The following is a 19,596-nucleotide window of genomic DNA, read 5'->3' on the forward strand; positions in this document are numbered from 1 at the left end:
CCGCGACATGTTGACAATCGCAGGCACCGCGTCAAGTTTCGTGCGGCAAGCGGCCACCAGTGTCGCGCGAGCAGGGAGAACAGGATGGCGGCCGCGGAACAAGCCTCGTCCAAAGATAAAGCCAAGGACAAGTCCCAGGATGCGGCGACGACCTGGCACGGCATCGTGCTGCAGACGCTGAAGCGGAACGAGATCAAGCTCGTGCCTTATGTGCCCGACCGGGTGCTGACCACGCTGATCAAGGACCTGCACGCCGATCCCTATTTCACGACGTTTCCGACCGCGCGCGAGGAAGAAGCGGTGGGCATCGTCTCCGGGGCCTGGATGGCGGGAACGCGCGGCGCGGTGCTGATGCAGACCTCGGGCTTTGCCACGCTCGCCAATGTGCTGGCCTCGCTCGCGGTGCCCTACCAGATCCCGCTGATCATGTTCGTCTCCGAGCGTGGCACGCTCGGCGAGTTCAATTACGGCCAGGCACTGGTCTGCCGCACCATGCGCCCGGTGCTGGATTCGCTGGCGATGGAGCATCACACCATCACGCGGCTCGACGAGCTCGAATTCATCGCGGACCGCTCGATCAAGCAGGCCGTCACCACCCAGGCGCCGGTGGCGCTGATCCTCTCGCCGCTGCTGACCGGCGGCAAGACCTTCGACAAGTGAGATCAGCCATGACCAGCACCCACGCGCGCAACACCAAGGTGATGAACCGCTTCGATCTCACCCAGCGCCTCGTCGCCGGCCTGAAGGACGAGGCCGTGATCGGCGGCATCGGCAACACCAATTTCGACCTCTGGGCCGCCGGCCATCGCCCGCAGAATTTCTACATGCTGGGCAGCATGGGACTTGCGTTTCCGATCGCGCTCGGCGTCGCGCTGGCGCAGCCGAACCGGCGCGTGTTCGCGCTGGAAGGCGACGGCTCGCTGCTGATGCAGCTCGGCTGCCTCTCGACCATCGCGACGCTGGCGCCGAAGAATCTCACCATGGTGGTGATGGACAACGGCATCTACCAGATCACGGGCAGCCAGCCGACGCCAGCCGCCGGCCATACCGATATCGTTCAGGTCGCAATCGCCAGCGGCATCACGAACAGCTCCTGGGCCGCCGACGAGGACGATTTCGAGCGGCTGATCGAACAGTCGAAACAGGCCTCCGGCCCGACCCTGATCGGCGTCCGCATCGACGACAAGCCCGGCACCGGCACCACCCGGCGCGACCCCGTGCAGATCCGCGAGCGGTTCATGCACGGGATGGGGGTAAGGCAGCTGCTGTAGGTAAGACACATGCGGAGAGATGGATTGCTTCGCTCGCAATGACGGCTGTGGCCACTCAATTCAGCCGCAACTCGGTGATGTGCCGTGGATCCGGCTTCAGCTCGCCGCGTTCGACACGCTTGACGATGTCGGTCAGCGCGGCGTTGGCATTGCACGCGATGCCGAGCTTCTCGCCCTCGCGGACCACGAGGCCGTTGAGGAATTCGATCTCGGTGCGGCGGCCCTTCTGCATGTCCTGGCCCATCGAGGGGCGCTGCGCCGATGAGGTGCGCTTGGCATCCTTGAAGCGCTGCTCGTCGCAGGCGCGCGTTGCGGCCTCGTCGCCCTCGCCGGCCCGTGCGATGGTCTCGGGCGGCAGATGCAGGATCTCTTCCAGCTGATAGCCCTGCGCCTGGCCGACGCGGATCGCCTCGCTGCCGAGCCGCGTCGAGAAGCGGCGCAGCGGCTCGCTTTGCAGCACCTCGCCGCCCGCCAGACCAGTGCAGGCCGAGAGCCCATTGCCCATCACGTTGGCGACCAGCTTCGACCAGCGCTCGCCCCAGAGATTGGAGGTGACCTTGGCGCTGTCGGAATAGCCGACCAGGCGGCAGACTTCCTCCGCCCGCGCCGTGATCCGGCCGTGCACCTCGCCGGCGCGAAACACGGTGTGCGCTGCGCCGCCCTTGCCGGCGCCGCGGTGGATATGGCCGGGCTCCGGCAGATTGACGGTGATGCTGCTCGCGATGCAGCCGAGCGTCTTGCCCCAGCCGACGATGCCGGCGATGGTCTCCTCGTTCATGCAGTTCTGCAGCGACACGACGTAGCCGTCCGCCGCCAGATATTGCCGGATCAGCATGGTGGCCCAGGCGGTGTCGTAGGACTTCATGCAGACGAAGGCGATGTCGACCGGTTTCTCTTTCGCCAGTTGCTGCGCGTCGGTGACATCAAGCGCGCGCACCGGGACCGAGAATTCCGCGACCTCCATCGCGTGCGTGACGCGCAGGCCGTGCTTGCGCATGTGCTCGACATGCACGGGCCAGGGATCGATGAACGTGACGTCCTCTCCCGCCTGCACCATATGCGCGCCGGCGTAGCCGCCGACAGCTCCCGCGCCGACGATCGCGATCTTCCGAGCCATGCTTCCATCCCCTGTTCTTGATTGAGACGAACGCTGGCTGCGTCCATCCGTTGCGGATCAGTCTAGGGGATCGCGGCGTCAGGCCAACCGGTCGTTTCATGAAAAAAGCTGGGCGGTGCCATGCCGGTATTCATGGGACCCAAGAAAATCCCCGCGAGCGATGCGCCCGCGAGGATCTTCGTAGTCAGAGTCCGATGCGATCAGTCGATGATCTTGACGATCCGGCGGGTGCGCGGCTCCACGATCACACGGCGATCGTTGACGACGGCGTAGCGATACTCGGTGTAGCGCGGCACCGGGCGCAGCACGACGGTGTCGGGCAGCGGCTTGCCGACCACGACGCGTTCACGCACCACCACCGACGGCTCGTTACGCGGGATCGAGGTGATCACCGCATTCGGAATCTCGAGGCCGGCGCCGACCGCGGCACCCACCGTGCCGCCGACGATCTCGCCGACCGGCCCCGCGATTTCGCCGCCGGCCCGCGCGCCGTTCGCGGCGCCCGCCGCAGTCGTGGACTGCGCGAAGGCCGAACCGGACGCGAGCAGCGACGCTGCAGCGACAAGGGAAACAGCAAAACGCTTGTTCATGATTCTCCTCCTCCGAATTGATCGATGCCCCTCAACATCGCAACCAATGAGAACGTTCCAGTTCCAATGCTGCAACTCGCGCAACTCCAGTTCCGCGCGCAATTCGCTTGATTCCAGCACAAATGAAAATGCTGCTCCGGACAATGTCCGAAGCAGCATTCATCCTGGGTTCAGATTCAGGGATGGCTCAGAACAGGAGCGCGCTGCGCACCGTTCATTCCGGCGGTTTTTGATTGGCTCGACGCCTTGGAGCTCGTCGTCTTGACGGCGGTGCAGCTGAAGGCTTGATGCGGATTCGCATCGTCCCGCCCTTCGACTCGATCTCGAAAGCGTTGGTCCTGCGCACCAGCTCGCCGAGGGTGCGGAAGCCGTAGGTCCTCTGATCGAAATCCGATGCGAAATTAGCCAGCTGCCGTCCGACCTCGCCAAGCGTCACCCAGCCGTCCTCGCTTGCCATCTGGCTGATGACCTTCTTGATGATGGGCGTGGCGGCCTCGGGTGGCTGCAACGGCTGAGCCCGCACGGCGGCATCCTGATTGCTCGGCGCGCCGCCGCGCAGATTTTCCGTATAGACGAACCGGCGGCAGGCCTGCCGAAAACTCTCCGGCGTCTTCTGCTCGCCGAACCCGAACACGTCGATGCCGTGCTCGCGGATGCGGGCGGCAAGCCGGGTGAAATCGCTGTCCGACGATACCAGGCAGAAGCCGTCGAACCGGCCGCTGTGCAGCAGGTCCATGGCGTCGATCACCAAGGTGATGTCGGATGCATTCTTCCCGGTCGTATAGGCGAATTGCTGCTGGGGGATAATGGCGTGCTTCGACAGGATGTCGGCCCAGCCCTTGGACCTCGGATTGGAGAAGTCGCCGTAGATGCGGCGCACGCTGGCCTCGCCGATCTTGGCGATCTCCTCGAACAGCCCATCGGCGATCTTTGCGGATGCATTGTCGGCGTCGATCAGGACGGCCAGACGAGGCGAACGGAGTTCGGAAGGCATCGCATTTCTCGGCTGGGACAGGATGAATGGACAATTCCGCAGACAGCTGCGGAACCGGCACAGCTGTCGCATCGGAGCACATCGCGCGTCCCAAGCATAGGCGGCATCGCCAAGACGTCGCAGCGATGCCAGCCTCGAGGTGGCGAGGTCAGATCACCTCGCCCAGGTCGATCGCCCGCCTGGCGAACTCGATGGCCTTCTCGGCGGTGATCGCGTCCGCTGTGGTCGTCGCCTCGTCGCGCACGGACGGCGGCGAAGCGATCCGGATCTTCTTGCCGTTCGAACGGCGGATGGTCGCGCGCCAGCGATCGACATCGCGCCGGTAGGCATCGATCACAAAATCCCGATAGGTGACGCCGCTCATAAGCGGCTGAATCGATGCCGCTTCGACAGTGGGCGGCCGGCTTGCGATGTCGCGCACCATCTCGACAATCGTCTCGACGGCATGCTCGCGCGTGACGCCGGTCGCGTCCCTGAGCAGATAGCTCACCGCCGCACCGATCTGCGCCCTCGCGCGATCGTCGCTCGCAAAATCCAAATCGGCCTGAACTGACATATGGGGAAAACGCCTCCGCCCGACGCAACATCGGATACCTCCAGGCATCCGGCACCTTGCAACCACGTGACGTTTAGTCGGCTTCCCATTAAAGCCGGATTAGCTGTTAGCCCCCGATTTCTCGGATGCCGTTAACCGGCTCTTGATGCCGCTTCGCAGGATGCCGGAAGCGGCAGGGATGGTCGACCGGATCACGGGAGGAGCGCGCCACGCGCCGATTTGTCCGGGGCCCCCCTCCGGTGCCGCGGCCCGGTTCGCGCCGCCAATTCGCGCGTGATCGCCAATTGACATATCACTGCTATTCGTGTGACATTTTATGAAAAGGCCGACAAAGAGCCCATGCCCACCTGGGGAGGCAGCAATGACCATTTCCGACGTCGCCGCAGCAGCCGAAAGCCGGGCTCCGGCCGTTGCGCGATCCGCGCAGGCGCAGCAGGTCGCCGACATCGCGGCACGGCTCGAACGCCTGCCGCTGACCTCCTACCAGCGCTGGATCTTCGGAATCATCGCGACCGCGTGGTTCTTCGACAGCATGGACCTGGCCGCGCTCACCTTCGTGCTCGGTTCGATCCGCCAGACCTTCGGCCTGTCGACGGCGGAAGCCGGGCTGCTGTCCAGCATGAGCTTCCTCGGCATGTTCGCGGGCGCCGCCTCCGCCGGCCTGCTTGCCGACCGTTTCGGCCGCGCCCGCGTCTTCCAGGTCAGCATGATCTTCTGGGGATTGGGCAGCCTGTGCTGCGGTCTGTCCACCACGGCGACCGCGCTCGGCGCATCCCGCCTGCTGCTCGGCTTCGGAATGGGCATGGAGTTCCCGGTCGCGCAGTCGATGGTCTCGGAGATCATGCCGGCGCGCAACCGCGGCCGCTACATCGCGTTCCTCGAAGGATTCTGGCCGCTCGGCTTCATCGCGTCGGGCCTGCTGACCTACTTCGTGCTGCAGGTCGCCGACTGGCGCTGGGTCTTCATCTTGCAGGCGATCCCGGCCGTCTTCGTGCTTGTCGTGCGCCGTTTCGTTCCGGAATCGCCGCGCTGGCTCGCCTCGCACGGCTATTCGGAGCGGGCCGAAGCGACCGTGCGCAAAATCGAAAGCAGGGTCCGCGACCGTCTCGGCGGCAAGGACCTGCCGCCGGTGGTGCGCCAGGCCGCCGCCCCCGCGTCCGAAGTGACCGGCCTGAGAACGCTGTTTTCGGGCATCTACGCCAAGCGAACCACGATGTTGTGGACCCTGTGGTTCTTCGCGCTGCTCGGCTTCTACGGCCTGACCACGTGGCTCGGCGCGCTGCTGCAGGCCAAGGGCTTCCCGATCACCAAATCGGTGTTCTACACCATCCTGATCTCGCTCGCGGGGATCCCCGGCTTCCTGGTCTCGGCGTGGCTCGTCGAATCCTGGGGCCGCAAGGCGACGCTGGTGATGAACCTGCTCTGCGGCGCGATCGCCTGCCATTTCTACGGCTCGGCGGCGGACCAGACCCAGCTCATCATTGCGGGCCTCTGCATGCAGTTCTTCCTGTTCGGCATGTGGTCGGCGCTCTACGCCTATACGCCCGAACTGTACCCGACCCATGTCCGCGCGACCGGAACGGGCTTTGCCTCCGCGGTCGGCCGAATCGGTTCGCTGATCGGCCCCTACGTGATCGGCGTGATCCTGCCGGCGGCCGGACAAGGCGGCGTGTTTGCGCTCGGCGCCGGCGCATTCGTGGTGGCGGCGCTTGCGGTGCTGCTGCTCGGCGAAGAAACCCGCGGCCGGACGCTGGAAAGCATTTCGCACTGATGGGCGCGCTGCGCGCCGTCCGATTCGGCTTAGGCCGATCGACCGGCCTTGTCATTGCCATCGGGCGTGTGAGATATCTGCTGTAGAGCAGCACTCGCGATCCAGATGGTAAATTTGAACAAGCGATCCAGCACGGTGCGCGCGCGCGCAAAGGGAAGCCGCCGGCCGGCACGGCAATCGTCCGCCGCCGGCGACAAGCCGCGCGGTTCCGCGCCGGCTCCTCTCCCGCAAAGCGACGTCACACTCACCGATCGCGCCTATGCCCAGCTGGAAGAGCTGATCGTGACGCTGCAACTGCCACCGGGCACCGCGCTCTCCGAGCTCGTGCTCGCCAAGCGGCTCGACATCGGCCGAACCCCGATCCGCGAGGCCTTGCAGCGCCTGTCGCGCGACGGCCTCGTCAACATCCTGGCCCGGCGCGGCGTGCTGGTGTCCGAGATCGACCTCAGGGCCCAGCTGCGCCTGCTCGAAGTCCGGCGCGAGCTGGAACGGCTGATGGCGCGCGGCGCCGCCGAGCGCGCCACCAGCGAGCAGCGCACGCAGTTCTCCGAGATCGCCGCCGGCATGCGGCGCGCTGCGGAAAAGTCCGACGATCTGCTGTTCATGCGGCTGGATCATCAGCTCAACACCCTGATCTCCGCGGCGTCGCGCAATGAGTTCGCCTCGCGCGCGATGGGCCTGATGCACGGCCTGTCGCGCCGGTTCTGGTACCAGCATTACAAGGAAGCGGCCGATCTGCCGCTCGCGGCGCGGCTGCATGCCGACGTCGCCGAAGCCATCGCCGAGCGCCGCGGCGACGCCGCGGGCGCGGCGTCCGACAGCCTGATCGACTACATCGAGAGTTTTGCGCGTTCGACGCTGTGAGAGCGATCAGAACTCAACGACCGTGCGGATCGACCGCCCGCGCCGCAGCGCCTCGAAACCGTCATTGATGCCGTCGAGGCTGCAGCGTCCGGTGATCAGTTCGTCGAGCTTGAGCCGGCCGTCGAGATAGGCCTGCGCCAGCAGGGGAAAGTCGCGCCGTGGCCGCGCGCCGCCATAGCTCGAGCGGCGAAATCGCTTCTCGCCCATCAACGCGCCCCAGCGAAAACTCACGTCCTGCGTAACGTCGATCTTGCCGAGCCAGATCACCTCACCGCCCGGCCGCACCGCCTCCGCGGTCTGCCGAAACGCGTTGGGATGGCCCGCCGCTTCGAGGATGACGTCGGCGCCCCGGCCGCGCGTCGCCTGCTTTGCGAACTGGACCGGGTCCTCGCGGGCCGCGTTGACGACGTGCGTGGCGCCGAGCTGCCGCGCCAGCGCAAGCTTTGCATCATCGAGGTCGACCGCGATGACAGCACCGGCGCCGGCAAGCCGGGCGCCCTGCACCGCTGCCAGCCCGACCGCGCCGCAGCCGGTGACCATCACGGTATCGCCGTGGCCGATGGCGGCGACGTTCAACGCGGCGCCGACGCCGGTCATGACGCCGCAGCCGATCAGGCACGCACGGTCGAACGGAATGTCGTTCGGCACGACGATCGCCTGCTGCGCCGGCAGCACGACATATTCCGAGAACGCGCCGAGGAACATCAGGTGCGCCAGGTTGCGGCCGTCCACGAGCTGCGCCTTCGACGCGCCGTCGAAATGCACGCCTTCCGCGCCCCGCGCGAGATAGGTCTCGCACAGGATCGGCTGCGCACGGTCGCAGTGGAAGCAGTGCCCGCAATGCGGATTCCAGGACAGGACGACGCGATCGCCGACGCTGATGTCGCGCACCGCACTGCCGATTTCCTCGACCACGCCGGCGGCCTCGTGCCCGAGGATCATCGGCAAGGGATAGCGCAACGATCCGTCGATGACCTCCAGATCGGTGTGGCAGAGCCCCGCGGCGCGCACCTTCACCACGACGTCGGTCGGCATCGGCTGCGCAAGCGATACGCGCTCGACGGAGAGCGGCGTTCCGCTTTGATGCAGCACCGCCGCGCGACAGGTCAGGGTCATCTCAAGAATTCTCTGCCAGGGACATCAGCACGGGCTCAGGCCGTCTGTCCGGACCGCAGCACCGCAACCGCCTCGTCGAGATCGGCCGAGGAGAGCTCCCATTCATTGTCGAAATTGGCGACGACGCGCCGCATGAAGCTCTCGTGCAACGCTTTCGCGGCAGCGGCATCGTGCAGATGATCATAGAGCAGCGCGAAGGCCAGTTGCGCCGGCTCGGGCCCCTCGTAGCTCCATTCAAAACCGTGTTCGGTGAGACGAAGCTGGTCGTAATGCGGCGACAGCGGCTTGCCGTCGACCAGCACCGAAATGCCGTCGATGGTGCGGTCCCCGGTATAGCTCGCCATCGGATCCTCCCTGTGCTGCAGCATCATGTCAGGAGCTCGGTCAGGATCCCGGCGGGCGCATCTTGAGGTCCTTCTTGACGACCTCGGGGAAGATCCACATCGCGACGGTCGCGAACACGCCGAGGAAGGCGACCGCATAGCTCGGTCCCTGCTGTCCCAGATAGACCATGAAAATATACCCGCAGGCCGCCGTGGCGAGGCACGCCAGCGACAGCATGAGCTTGATGTGGCTTGGCATCGAGACCTCCCTTCAGATCAACCACGTGGGAAAGGACGGCGCCGCCACGCGGACCAGCAGAGCGAGCGCGGCGATCATGGCGCAACAGGACAGCCGCAATCCCGCGCGTCCGTCGCGCCACCATTCCGGCAGCGCCTGAAACAGCCCGGGCAAAAACAGGAACAGCACGCCGCCGACGACAACGACGGTGGTCCAGCGCAATTCGGCCAGCGCGAATGCCAGCGTGCCGGCGAGCAGCATCACCCACACGATGGTCGTCATCGTCACCGGCAGAACGGCGCGCCCGCGCAGCGGGTACATGCCGGCCAGCTGCAGGAAGCCGATGCAGCACACGCCCCACAGCAGGCCGAACCAGGCGAGGCCGGCGAGATTGGGTTCAAGCTGCGGCATGCGGCATCGATTGCTGCTTCGCCACGACCCGCGGCGTCCGCGCCGTCCGGCGCATGTCGGTCTTCACGTAGCGCGTGCTGTAGCCGTTGAAGATATGGCCAAGCAGGCCGCGATTGAGATCGGAGGTGCCGAACACATAGTCCATCACCGGGAAGGTCAGGTTCATGTTCCGCTCCATCATGATCGACTGGTTGTGATGGGCGGTATGATGCCGGCGGATGGTGTTGACGAAGGGCATGTTGCGCACGAAGGCGTTTTCCTCGACGTGGCAGCAGAAGTGCATGAATTCGTAGATCAGGTACATCGAGGTCGTCGTGGCGATCAGCAGCCAGCCGGTGTTGGCCGAGATCCCAAGGCCCGCGACGATCGCCGGCGGGATCGACATCAGGGTAAACACCACCAGCGCATAGGGCGGAAAGAAGGTGACGCGCCAGTCGTGATGATCGGCGAAGCGCATCTCCTCCTCGGTGAAGAATTGATGGTGCATCAGCGTGTGGCGGCTGTAGACCGCGCGCAGCAAGGGCACATTCGAGGGCCGGTGCATGACGAAGCGGTGCACCGCCCATTCGAAGAAGTTTGCGATCAGGAAGACCACGGGAATGGTGAGGTATTCCCACCACCGCACGTCGTGCACATTGGCCAGATAGACGTACAGCGCCGTGAAGCCGATCGTGTAGATCAGCACGACATGCAGCCAGCCATTGTACCAGCCCACCACGCGCTCGCGGTAGGTCGCGCGATATTTGCGCTGGCGGTCGGTCATCCCTCTTGCAGCCAACTCCATCGTGGGTCCTCCATCGCACGTCAACTAACATATCAGTAGCACATCAGATGCGGAAGGCAAGCCGCCTTTGACGGTCGCGGGTGTTTCCGGAAAAGAAGATGGTGCACGGAACCCGCGCAGGAGGATCAGGAAAGCCTGGCTTGGTTTTGCGCGATCGGGCTGATCGCGCCCTTCCCGCCCATCTCGGCGGCACGTTGCAGATGGGGGCAGCCCAACGAAAAGGCCGCCCCGGACGGTGTCCGAGGCGGCCTGTGGTATTCGACAGATCAGAAGATCAGAGCAGGCCGGCGCCGCGGGCCCACTTGTACTTGGCGCCGAGCACCTCTACCGGGAGTTCGGTCGAATAGGCGTAGGCCGGGATGCCGTTCTGGTAGAGATATTCGGCGGCTTCCTCGACCTCGACGTCGCCGGCGAGCGAGGCGACGATCGGCTTGACGAAGCCCTTGGCCTCCATCTCCTTCTTCACCTCGACCATGTTGCGCGCGAACACCATCGGCGGCGTCACGATGGTGTGCCAGTAGCCGAGGATCAGAGCGTGGATGCGCTCGTCCGACAGGCCGAGCTTCACGGTGTTGACATAGGTGATCGGCGGCTCGCCGCCGGTGATATCCACAGGATTTCCGGCCGCGCCGAACGGCGGGATGAACTTGCGGAACGCCGCATCGAGATCCGGCGGCATCTGCATCAGCGACAGGCCGTTGTCGACCACGGAGTCGGAGAGCAGCACGCCGGAGCCGCCGGCGCCGGTGATGATCAGCACGTTCTCGCCCTTCGGCGTCGGCAGCACCGGCACGCCGCGGGCGAATTCCAGCAGTTGCCGAAGCGAACGCGCGCGGATCACGCCCGACTGCTTGAACACGTCCTCGTAGATCTTGTCGTTGCCGGCGAGCGCGCCGGTGTGCGACGACGCCGCCTTCGCACCGGCCGAGGTGCGGCCGGCCTTGAGCACGACCACCGGCTTCTTCTTGGAGACCCGCTTGGCGGCCTCCGCGAAGGCGCGGCCGTCCTTGAGGTCCTCGCAGTGCTGCGCGATCAGGTTGGTGTTGGGATCCTGCTCAAAGAAGGCGAGCAGATCGTCCTCGTCGATGTCGGACTTGTTGCCGAGGCCGACGATCGCCGACACGCCCATCTTGGCCGAGCGCGAGAAGCCGATGATCGCCATGCCGATGCCGCCCGACTGCGACGACAGCGCGGCATGGCCCTTGACGTCATAGGCGGTGCAGAACGTGGCGCAGAGATTGGCCGGGGTATAATAGAAGCCGTAGATGTTCGGCCCCATCAGGCGGATATTGTACTTCTTGCCGACCTCGACGATCTCGGCCTGCAGCTCGGGCGCGCCGGCCTCGGCAAAGCCCGAGGGAATCAGCACCGCACCGGGGATTTTCTTCTCGCCGCATTCGGCGAGCGCGCCGGCGACGAACTTCGCCGGGATCGCAAACACCGCCGTGTCGATCACGCCGGGCACGTCCTTGACGCTCTTGTAGGCCTTGTAGCCGAGGATTTCGGCGGCCTTCGGATGGATCGGATAGATCTCGCCCTTGTAGCCGCCGTTGATGAGGTTCTTCATCACGGAGTTGCCGATCTTGCCGTCCTCGGCGGAGGCGCCGATCACCGCAACGCCCTTCGGCTGCATGATGCGGTTCATCGCAGCGACGATCTCTTCGGTCGGACGCGGTGCCGGACGCGGCTTGTAGTTGAAGTCGACAACAATGCGGACGTCGGCGGCGATCGCGTTCTTGCTGGTGGCGAACACCGGGTTGAGGTCGAGCTCGACGATCTCGGGGAAATCGCTGACCAGCTGCGACACCTTGACGATGACGTCGGCGAGCGCCTCGCGGTTGACCGGATCGCCGCCGCGCACGCCCTTCAGCATCTCATGGGCCTGGATGCCGTCGAGCATCGACAATGCATCTTCCTTGGTCGCCGGCGCGAGGCGGAAGGTGATGTCCTTGAGGATCTCGACCAGCACACCGCCGAGACCGAAGGCGACCAGCTTGCCGAACGAGCCGTCGGTGATCGAGCCAACGATCACCTCGGTACCGCCGCCCAGCATCTGCTGGACCTGGATGCCCTCGATCTTGGCGTCGGCCTTGTACTTCCTGGCGTTGGCCAGAATGGTCTCGTAGCTCTTCTCGGCCTCGGCGGCGCTCTTGACGCCGACCACCACGCCGCCGGCCTCGGTCTTGTGGAGGATGTCGGGCGAGACGATCTTCATCACGACCGGGAAGCCCATGTCGGAGGCGATGCGGGCGGCCTCGGCCGCCGACTTGGCGACGCCCTCTTTCGGCACCGGAATGCCGTAGGCATCGCACACCACCTTGCCTTCAGGCGCGGTGAGGCTCGTGCGCTTGTCGGCCTTGACCGCATCGAGAATTTTGCGGACCGCATCCTTCGAATTTGACATTGGCTTCCTCCTGGGACAGATTTCGTGGCATTTGGTATGCCAAAAACGCAATTGTCAAGGTCGGTCGAGGTCCAAAAAGATCGAAAAATATAGGCAGCTTGACATTCTGGTATTTGGCATGCCAAAAATCTAAGGTAATTTCTTCTGCTAAGAAGACGTCTCCAAGAGGAGGAGACGAGTCGTGCCAGAACCGAAACAGACCAAGGCGTCGCCCACCATGGCTGACACAGATATCGCCATCGTCCGGATCGCGCCGGAGACGAGCTTCAAGAACAAGGCCTATGAAGCCTTGAAGGAAGCGATCCTGAAGATGGACATCTACGCGACGCCGGAGCCGGTGATGCTCGACGAGCGCGCACTGTCCGAGCGCCTCGGTGTCAGCCGCACGCCGATCCGCGAAGCGATCGCGATGCTCGAGCAGGACGGATTCGTGAAGACCGTGCCGCGCCGCGGCATCGTCGTGGTCCGCCGCACCAAGGCGGAGATCGTCGACATGATCCGCGCCTGGGCGGCCCTGGAGAGCATGGCGGCGCGCCTGATCACGACCACCGCGCGCAAGAAGGACATCTCGGCGCTGCGCGACTTCTTCAAGGACTTCAGCGCCGATCGCCTGCCGCAGGATCACGTCGAGGAATATTCCAAGGCCAACATCGCCTTCCACCAGGCGCTGATCTCGCTGTCGGAATCGCCGGTTCTGGTCGACCTCACCAATGACCTGCTGCTGCATGTGCGCGGCTATCGCCAGCTCACGATCGGCCGCAAGGACCGCACCGCGACCTCGCTGCCCGAGCATCTCGGGATCATCGAGGCGCTGGAAGCGCGCGACACCGAGCTTGCCGAGAAACGCGCGCGCGACCACACGCTTGGGCTTGCCGCCTATGTCGAGGCGCACGGCCAGGAATTATTCACGTAGAGAACCGTTCACTTAAGTTTGAAAAGTCCACACCCGCTTCAGACGACAATCAGATCGTCCGAACAAAGAACGATCAGGGAGACGATGCCGATGCTGAATACCGCTACGAAGTCCGAGGCACCGGGCACCGAGCAAGAACTGACCGATGGCTTCCATCTCGTCATCGATGCGCTCAAGCTCAACGGCATCGACACCATCTATGGCGTGCCGGGTATCCCGATCACGGACCTGGGCCGCATGGCCCAGGCGGCGGGCATTCGCGTGCTCTCGTTCCGCCACGAGCAGAATGCCGGCTATGCGGCTTCGATCGCCGGCTTCCTGACCAAGCGGCCCGGCGTCTGCCTCACGGTGTCGGCGCCCGGCTTCCTCAACGGCCTCACCGCGCTCGCCCACGCCACCACCAACTGCTTCCCGATGATCCTGGTCTCGGGCTCGTCCGAGCGCGAAATCGTCGACCTGCAGCAGGGCGACTATGAAGAGATGGATCAGCTCGCGATCGCCAAGCCGCTGTGCAAGGCGGCGTTCCGCGTGCTGCACGCCCAGGACATCGGCATCGGCCTCGCGCGCGCGATCCGCGCCGCAGTGTCGGGCCGTCCGGGCGGCGTCTATCTCGACCTGCCCGCAAAACTGTTCTCGCAGGTGATGAACGCCGACGCCGGTCAGAAGTCGCTGGTCAAGGTGATCGACGCCGCGCCCGAGCAGATCCCCTCCCCGTCTTCGGTCAAGCGCGCGCTGGACGTCCTGAAGAGCGCAAGACGTCCGCTCATCATCCTCGGCAAGGGCGCGGCCTATGCGCAGGCGGACGAGGCGATCAAGAAATTCGTCGAGAAGAGCGGCGTGCCGTTCCTGCCGATGAGCATGGCCAAGGGCCTGCTGCCCGACCTGCATCCGCAATGCGCGGGTGCGGCACGCTCGACCGTGCTGAAGGAAGCCGACGTCGTGATGCTGATCGGCGCCCGGCTCAACTGGCTGCTCTCGCATGGCAAGGGCAAGACCTGGGGTGAAGCCCCGAAGAAGTTCATCCAGGTCGACATCGAGCCGAAGGAAATGGATTCCAACGTCGAGATCGTCGCCCCCGTGGTCGGCGATATCGGCTCCTGCGTGTCGGCGTTCCTCGACGCCATGGGCGCGAACTGGACCGCGGCGCCGTCCGACTGGCTCTCGACCGTCAGCAAGAAGCGCGACGACAACGTCGCCAAGATGGCGCCGAAGCTGATGAGCAACGCTTCGCCGATGGATTACCACGGCGCGCTCGGCGCGCTGCGCGCGATCATCGCGGAACGTCCGGACACCATCTTCGTCAACGAGGGCGCCAACACGCTCGACCTCGCCCGCGGCGTCGTCGACATGCACAAGCCGCGCAAGCGGCTCGACGTCGGCACCTGGGGCGTGATGGGCATCGGCATGGGCTATTCGATCGCCGCCGCGGTCGAGACCGGCCTGCCCGTGCTCGCGGTCGAAGGCGACAGCGCGTTCGGGTTCTCGGGCATGGAGGTCGAGACCATCTGCCGCTACAAGCTGCCGATCTGCGTCGTGATCTTCAACAATGACGGCATCTATCGCGGCACCGACGTGAACGGCGCCGGCGACGATCCGGCGACCACCGTGTTCGTCAAGGGCTCGCGCTACGACAAGATGATGGAAGCCTTCGGCGGCGTCGGCGTCAACGCCACCTCGCCGGACGAGTTGAAGCGCGCGGTCAATGCGGCGCTGGATTCCGGCAAGCCGACGCTGATCAACGCGGTGATCGATCCGGCAGCGGGCTCGGAGAGCGGCCGCATCGGCAACCTCAATCCGCAGAGCGTTCTGCAGAAGAAGAAGTAACCCCTAACCCCATCACTCCCTGCGGGTGCAGGGGCAGACAGAGTACGGAGCAAGCATTATGACCAAGGCGCTGAAGGGCGTTCGCATTCTCGATTTCACCCACGTCCAGTCGGGTCCGACCTGCACGCAATTGCTGGCCTGGTTCGGCGCCGACGTGATCAAGGTCGAGCGTCCCGGCGTCGGCGACATCACGCGCGGCCAGCTGCAGGACATCCCGAACGTGGACAGCCTGTATTTCACCATGCTGAACCACAACAAGCGCTCGATCACGCTCGACACCAAGAACCCGAAGGGCAAGGAAGTGTTGACCGCGCTGATCAAGCAGTGCGACGTGCTGGTCGAGAATTTCGGCCCCGGCGTGCTCGATCGCATGGGCTTCCCCTGGGAGAAGATCCAGGCCATCAACCCGAAGATGATCGTCGCCTCGATCAAGGGCTTCGGCCCGGGCCCGTATGAAGACTGCAAGGTCTACGAGAACGTCGCGCAGTGCACCGGCGGCGCCGCCTCGACCACCGGCTTCCGCGACGGCCTGCCGCTGGTCACCGGCGCGCAGATCGGCGACAGCGGCACCGGCCTGCATCTCGCGCTCGGCATCGTCACCGCGCTGTACCAGCGCACCCACTCCGGCAAGGGCCAGCGCGTCACCGCCGCGATGCAGGACGGCGTGCTCAACCTCGCCCGCGTCAAGCTGCGCGACCAGCAGCGCCTCGCCCACGGTCCGCTGAAGGAATACAGCCAGTTCGGCGAAGGCATTCCGTTCGGCGATGCCGTGCCGCGCGCCGGCAACGATTCCGGCGGCGGCCAGCCCGGCCGCATCCTGAAGTGCAAGGGCTGGGAGACCGACCCGAACGCCTACATCTACTTCATCACCCAGGCCCCGGTCTGGGAGAAGATCTGCGACGTGATCGGCGAGCCGACCTGGAAGACCGATCCGAACTACGCCAAGCCGCCGGCCCGCCTGCCGCGCCTCAACGAGATCTTCGGCCGCATCGAGCAGTGGACGATGACCAAGACCAAGTTCGAGGCGATGGAGATCCTCAACAAGGACGACATCCCCTGCGGTCCGATCCTGTCGATGAAGGAGATCGCCGAAGACCAGTCGCTGCGCGCGACCGGCACCGTGGTCGAGGTCGATCACCCGACCCGCGGCAAGTACGTCTCGGTCGGCAACCCGATCAAGCTGTCGGATTCGCCGAGCGACGTTCAGCGCTCGCCGCTGCTCGGCGAGCACACCGACGAGATCCTGCGCGAGGTGCTCGGCTTCTCTGATCACCAGGTTGCCGAGATCCACGACTCCGGCGCCCTCGACCCGCCGCGCAAGCAGGCGGCGGAGTAAAGGCTCGCACTCAAGCAAGACACGAATGGCCGCGGGAAACCGCGGCCATTTTGTTTTGGGAGGAACTTGCGGTCCCGCGCCGCTGTTGTCCGCACGCCGGATCAACCACCCTCGCCGCTCTCGCCGTCGCCCCCCTCATCACCCGGCACATATTCCAGGATATCGCCCGGCCGGCAGTCCAGCTCGCGGCAGATTGCCGACAGCGTCGAGAAGCGCATCGCTTTCGCCTTGCCGGTTTTCAGGATCGACAGGTTCTGGATCGAAATGCCGATCGCGTCCGCGAGGTCTCCGAGGCGGCGCTTGCGCTTTGCGAGCATGACATCGAGGTTCACCACGATGGGCACAAGCATCACCCTCAGATCGTCAGATCGTTTTCGGACTGCAACAGGATGGCCTGCTCGATCACGAATTTCAGCGCCATCAGGAACACGCCGCCCGCGACGGTGCCGACGTCGACGCCGTAGCTCGGCAGGAAGAACTTGATGTCGCCGGCCTGATACAGCGCATAGGTCACCGCGATGGTCGTGATCGTACCCACAAACGGCCAGACCACCAGGAAGATCCCCATCCACCAGACACCCTGCAGCGTTTCGGACACGAAGATCCGCCCGTTGGCGAATCGATTCACCATGCGATGTAGGATGCCGATCAGCACGGCGTAAAACGATACCCCAAGCGCGAACAGCGACCAGAACAGCACCTGGCCCTTGGCCGACATGGTGAGCGGATTGGCGACGATGGCCGCGCACTTCGCCTGCTCGCCGATCAGGCTCTCGGCGATCGTCGCCGACGCCGTGGTGGTGCGGTCATAGGCCAGCCACAGCACCACCGGCAGCGCCGCCCAGATCAACCAGAACGCCCGATCGAGCCTGCGAAACCAGAGCTGGCGCTGCTCACGAACCGATTTCCCCATTGCACCCATCCGAAAACTCTTTGCAAAAAAAGCCACTACGGCCGGATTGCATCATGCCCAGGCAATGTCATTGACTCAACCTTAAACGTGATTTATTTCATGTTTATCATGAAATTTTTCATGAAGAAGGTGGATGATGACGGTAATCCCAGACCAAAACGGCCTGCGCAAGGCCCTGAAGCAGTTGATCCACGCTCACCTCACGCGCCGCCTGATCGTGGCCGCGTTCCACATCCCCCTGCTCGGAAGCCCCGCCGAAGCCGCCAAGGCGAGCGACAAGGCCAGCGATCCGGCCGGCGTCTGGCTGACCCAGTCCGGCGACGCCAGGATCAAGGTCCACCGCTGCGGCAGCGCGCTGTGCGGCCGCGTCGTCTGGCTGAAGGAGCCGACGGACAAGGCCACCGGCAAGCCGCAGCTCGACGACAAGAACGCCGATCCCGGCCAGCGCGCCCGGCCGGTCATGGGCATGTCGCTGTTCATCAACATGCAGCCCGCCGGCCCGAACAAATGGGCCGGCCGGATCTACAACGCCGACGACGGCAAGACCTATGAGAGCTCGGTGACGCTGGTGTCGCCGGGCACGCTGAACGTTCGCGGCTGCATGGGAACGCTGTGCGCCGGCGAAGACTGGACGCGGTGAAAGGTACTGGCCCCGAAGAAAAGCAAACCCTCTAACTCACGGCCGCCGGTGCTCTCGGCGGCCTTTCTTACGGACCACGTCGCTGCGCTTCCGTCCCGCGTTGCCGGGATGCTAACATGTGCAAACAAGATGGCGCTGGAGTCCACCGACGCTCATCGGGCCGAGAGCTGATGGCTCCCGCCGATGTGAGCCGGTAGCCCATGCCGTCGCCGAACTACAGCGAGCCCGCCGCTGGCGGGTTTTCCTTTGCCCAGCGAGGAGCTGCAGGTGGCGGCCGAACCCAACTCACCTTCCCCGCCGGCCCGGATTCCGACGGGCGTCTGGGCGCTGGGTTTCGTGTCGATGCTAATGGACATCTCCTCGGAGATGATCCACGCGCTACTGCCGGTCTATCTCGTCACCGTGCTCGGCACCTCGATGGTGACGGTCGGCTTCATCGAAGGCATCGCGGAAGCCACCGCCTCGATCACAAAGATATTCTCAGGCGCACTGTCCGACTGGCTTGGCAAGCGCAAGCTGCTGGCCGCGATCGGCTACGGAATTGCCGCCTTCACCAAGCCGGTGTTTCCGCTGGCGCCGACCGTCGACTGGCTGATCGCCGCCCGCTTCATTGACCGGGTCGGCAAAGGCATACGTGGCGCGCCACGCGATGCGCTCGTCGCCGATATCGCGCCCGCCGAATTGCGCGGCGCGAGCTTTGGGCTTCGGCAATCGCTCGACACCGTCGGTGCCTTCGTAGGTCCCCTGCTCGCCATCGCCCTGATGTGGGTCAGCGCCGATAATTTCCACGCGGTGTTCTGGCTCGCCGTGGTTCCGGCGTTTCTCTCGCTTGCCGTGATCGTCGTTGCCGTCGAAGAGCCGAGACGTCATGCCGACGATGGCGGGACAAAAAATCCCCTGAGCCTCGCCGCTGCGAAGCAACTCGGGGAATCCTACTGGCGCGTGGTCGGGATCGGCGTCGTCTTCACGCTCGCCCGCTTCAGCGAAGCGTTTCTGATCCTGCGCGCACAAAATGTCGGACTTGGCGCGATGTGGATCCCCGCGGTGCTGGTGCTGATGAACATCGTCTATGCGCTATCGGCCTATCCGGCCGGCGTGCTGTCCGACCGGATCAACCGCACTGGCCTGCTCGCACTCGGGCTCGTCTGCCTTGCTGCCGCCGATCTCGCGCTGGCGACCCTTGCGAATCTCGGCGGGCTGGCGCTCGGCGTCATCCTTTGGGGCTTGCACATGGGACTGACGCAAGGCCTGTTCGCAACGCTGATCGCCGATGCCTCGCCCGCTTCGCTGCGTGGCACCGCCTACGGGTATTTCAACCTGTCGACCGGCGTCGCGATGCTTGGCTCAAGTGTTATCGCAGGCGCGCTGTGGGACGCATTTGGGCCCGCCGCCACCTTCCTGAGCGGTCTTGCCTTTACCCTGCTGTCGCTCGCCGGGCTGCTTGCCATCGATACGAGCGGCAAGGGTGCGAACGATCGAGACCCTTGAGGAGATGTCAGAGGATTTACGCAACAAGCCGCCTCGCCGCGCG

21 protein-coding genes are annotated in these 19,596 nt (G+C 64.9%); 9 read left to right on the plus strand and 12 right to left on the minus strand.

Annotated elements, in window-relative coordinates; all coding sequences use genetic code 11:
• Positions 1-84: 84 nt before the first annotated feature.
• Positions 85-660, plus strand: a complete 576-nt coding sequence (locus JEY66_RS29440; protein ID WP_026192548.1) for a thiamine pyrophosphate-binding protein — start codon at positions 85-87, stop codon at positions 658-660.
• 8 nt (positions 661-668) lie between these two features.
• Positions 669-1,271 (plus strand): thiamine pyrophosphate-dependent enzyme, encoded by a 603-nt coding sequence (locus tag JEY66_RS29445; RefSeq protein WP_018270764.1) that lies wholly within the window; start codon positions 669-671, stop codon positions 1,269-1,271.
• Between the two features lie 55 nt (positions 1,272-1,326).
• On the opposite strand, the gene JEY66_RS29450 is transcribed toward JEY66_RS29445, so the two are convergent.
• The 4 genes from JEY66_RS29450 to JEY66_RS29465 form a co-directional block, all read right to left on the minus strand.
• Positions 1,327-2,388 (minus strand): ketopantoate reductase family protein, encoded by a 1,062-nt coding sequence (locus JEY66_RS29450; protein WP_018270763.1) that lies wholly within the window; start codon positions 2,386-2,388, stop codon positions 1,327-1,329.
• A gap of 200 nt (positions 2,389-2,588) precedes the next feature.
• Positions 2,589-2,978, minus strand: a complete 390-nt coding sequence (locus JEY66_RS29455) for a DUF1236 domain-containing protein (protein WP_018270762.1) — start codon at positions 2,976-2,978, stop codon at positions 2,589-2,591.
• A 214-nt stretch (positions 2,979-3,192) separates the two neighbouring features.
• Positions 3,193-3,972 carry an NYN domain-containing protein gene (locus tag JEY66_RS29460; RefSeq protein ID WP_018270761.1) on the minus strand — a complete coding sequence of 260 codons (780 nt, stop codon included), beginning with the start codon at positions 3,970-3,972 and terminating at the stop codon, positions 3,193-3,195.
• Between the two features lie 148 nt (positions 3,973-4,120).
• A complete protein-coding gene (locus JEY66_RS29465; RefSeq protein ID WP_016842371.1) occupies positions 4,121-4,528 on the minus strand; it encodes a hypothetical protein in 408 nt (135 codons plus the stop codon).
• 361 nt (positions 4,529-4,889) lie between these two features.
• Here JEY66_RS29465 and JEY66_RS29470 point away from each other — a divergent pair, with 361 nt between their 5' ends.
• On the plus strand, positions 4,890-6,299 hold the full coding sequence (locus JEY66_RS29470) for an MFS transporter (protein WP_018270760.1): 1,410 nt from the start codon (positions 4,890-4,892) through the stop codon (positions 6,297-6,299).
• Between the two features lie 105 nt (positions 6,300-6,404).
• On the plus strand, positions 6,405-7,163 hold the full coding sequence (locus JEY66_RS29475) for a GntR family transcriptional regulator (protein ID WP_018270759.1): 759 nt from the start codon (positions 6,405-6,407) through the stop codon (positions 7,161-7,163).
• Between the two features lie 6 nt (positions 7,164-7,169).
• On the opposite strand, the gene JEY66_RS29480 is transcribed toward JEY66_RS29475, so the two are convergent.
• The 6 genes from JEY66_RS29480 to JEY66_RS29505 form a co-directional block, all read right to left on the minus strand.
• The gene (locus JEY66_RS29480) at positions 7,170-8,279 is read right to left on the minus strand and encodes a Zn-dependent alcohol dehydrogenase (protein WP_018270758.1); all 1,110 of its coding nucleotides are present in this window, start codon (positions 8,277-8,279) and stop codon (positions 7,170-7,172) included.
• A 35-nt stretch (positions 8,280-8,314) separates the two neighbouring features.
• Positions 8,315-8,623, minus strand: coding sequence for a DUF6166 domain-containing protein (locus tag JEY66_RS29485; protein ID WP_026192547.1), 309 nt, complete (start codon positions 8,621-8,623; stop codon positions 8,315-8,317).
• Between the two features lie 40 nt (positions 8,624-8,663).
• The gene (locus JEY66_RS29490; protein ID WP_016842376.1) at positions 8,664-8,861 is read right to left on the minus strand and encodes a hypothetical protein; all 198 of its coding nucleotides are present in this window, start codon (positions 8,859-8,861) and stop codon (positions 8,664-8,666) included.
• A gap of 12 nt (positions 8,862-8,873) precedes the next feature.
• Positions 8,874-9,251: a hypothetical protein gene (locus tag JEY66_RS29495; RefSeq protein ID WP_018270757.1), complete on the minus strand. Its 378-nt coding sequence runs from the start codon at positions 9,249-9,251 to the stop codon at positions 8,874-8,876.
• Positions 9,238-10,035, minus strand: coding sequence for a sterol desaturase family protein (locus JEY66_RS29500; RefSeq protein ID WP_026192546.1), 798 nt, complete (start codon positions 10,033-10,035; stop codon positions 9,238-9,240). The genes JEY66_RS29495 and JEY66_RS29500 overlap by 14 nt, the downstream gene beginning before the upstream one ends.
• 274 nt (positions 10,036-10,309) lie before the next feature.
• Entirely contained in the window at positions 10,310-12,439 is a 2,130-nt protein-coding gene (locus JEY66_RS29505; protein WP_018270755.1) for an acetate--CoA ligase family protein, read from the minus strand.
• Between the two features lie 217 nt (positions 12,440-12,656).
• Between JEY66_RS29505 and JEY66_RS29510 the strand changes: the two genes are divergently transcribed.
• From JEY66_RS29510 to frc, 3 genes are all read left to right on the plus strand, one after another.
• Positions 12,657-13,352: a GntR family transcriptional regulator gene (locus tag JEY66_RS29510; protein ID WP_016848347.1), complete on the plus strand. Its 696-nt coding sequence runs from the start codon at positions 12,657-12,659 to the stop codon at positions 13,350-13,352.
• A 90-nt stretch (positions 13,353-13,442) separates the two neighbouring features.
• On the plus strand, positions 13,443-15,176 hold the full coding sequence (gene oxc / locus JEY66_RS29515) for an oxalyl-CoA decarboxylase (protein WP_026192544.1): 1,734 nt from the start codon (positions 13,443-13,445) through the stop codon (positions 15,174-15,176).
• A 58-nt stretch (positions 15,177-15,234) separates the two neighbouring features.
• Complete coding sequence (gene frc / locus JEY66_RS29520; RefSeq protein ID WP_018270753.1) at positions 15,235-16,512, plus strand: formyl-CoA transferase; 1,278 nt, start codon at positions 15,235-15,237, stop codon at positions 16,510-16,512.
• 101 nt (positions 16,513-16,613) lie between these two features.
• Here the strand turns inward: frc and JEY66_RS29525 are convergent, their stop codons facing one another.
• Together JEY66_RS29525 and JEY66_RS29530 are read right to left on the minus strand one after the other, a co-directional pair.
• On the minus strand, positions 16,614-16,856 hold the full coding sequence (locus tag JEY66_RS29525; RefSeq protein ID WP_026192543.1) for a helix-turn-helix domain-containing protein: 243 nt from the start codon (positions 16,854-16,856) through the stop codon (positions 16,614-16,616).
• A gap of 11 nt (positions 16,857-16,867) precedes the next feature.
• Positions 16,868-17,425 carry a DUF2975 domain-containing protein gene (locus tag JEY66_RS29530; protein WP_018270752.1) on the minus strand — a complete coding sequence of 186 codons (558 nt, stop codon included), beginning with the start codon at positions 17,423-17,425 and terminating at the stop codon, positions 16,868-16,870.
• Positions 17,426-17,558: 133 nt separating this feature from the next.
• Between JEY66_RS29530 and JEY66_RS29535 the strand changes: the two genes are divergently transcribed.
• Together JEY66_RS29535 and JEY66_RS29540 are read left to right on the plus strand one after the other, a co-directional pair.
• Positions 17,559-18,065 (plus strand): DUF2147 domain-containing protein, encoded by a 507-nt coding sequence (locus JEY66_RS29535; RefSeq protein ID WP_018270751.1) that lies wholly within the window; start codon positions 17,559-17,561, stop codon positions 18,063-18,065.
• A gap of 267 nt (positions 18,066-18,332) precedes the next feature.
• The gene (locus tag JEY66_RS29540) at positions 18,333-19,553 is read left to right on the plus strand and encodes an MFS transporter (RefSeq protein ID WP_334369337.1); all 1,221 of its coding nucleotides are present in this window, start codon (positions 18,333-18,335) and stop codon (positions 19,551-19,553) included.
• The last annotated feature ends 43 nt before the right edge of the window (positions 19,554-19,596 follow it).

It is taken from the genome of Bradyrhizobium elkanii USDA 76 (assembly GCF_023278185.1).
In the GTDB taxonomy this organism is placed as follows: domain Bacteria; phylum Pseudomonadota; class Alphaproteobacteria; order Rhizobiales; family Xanthobacteraceae; genus Bradyrhizobium; species Bradyrhizobium elkanii.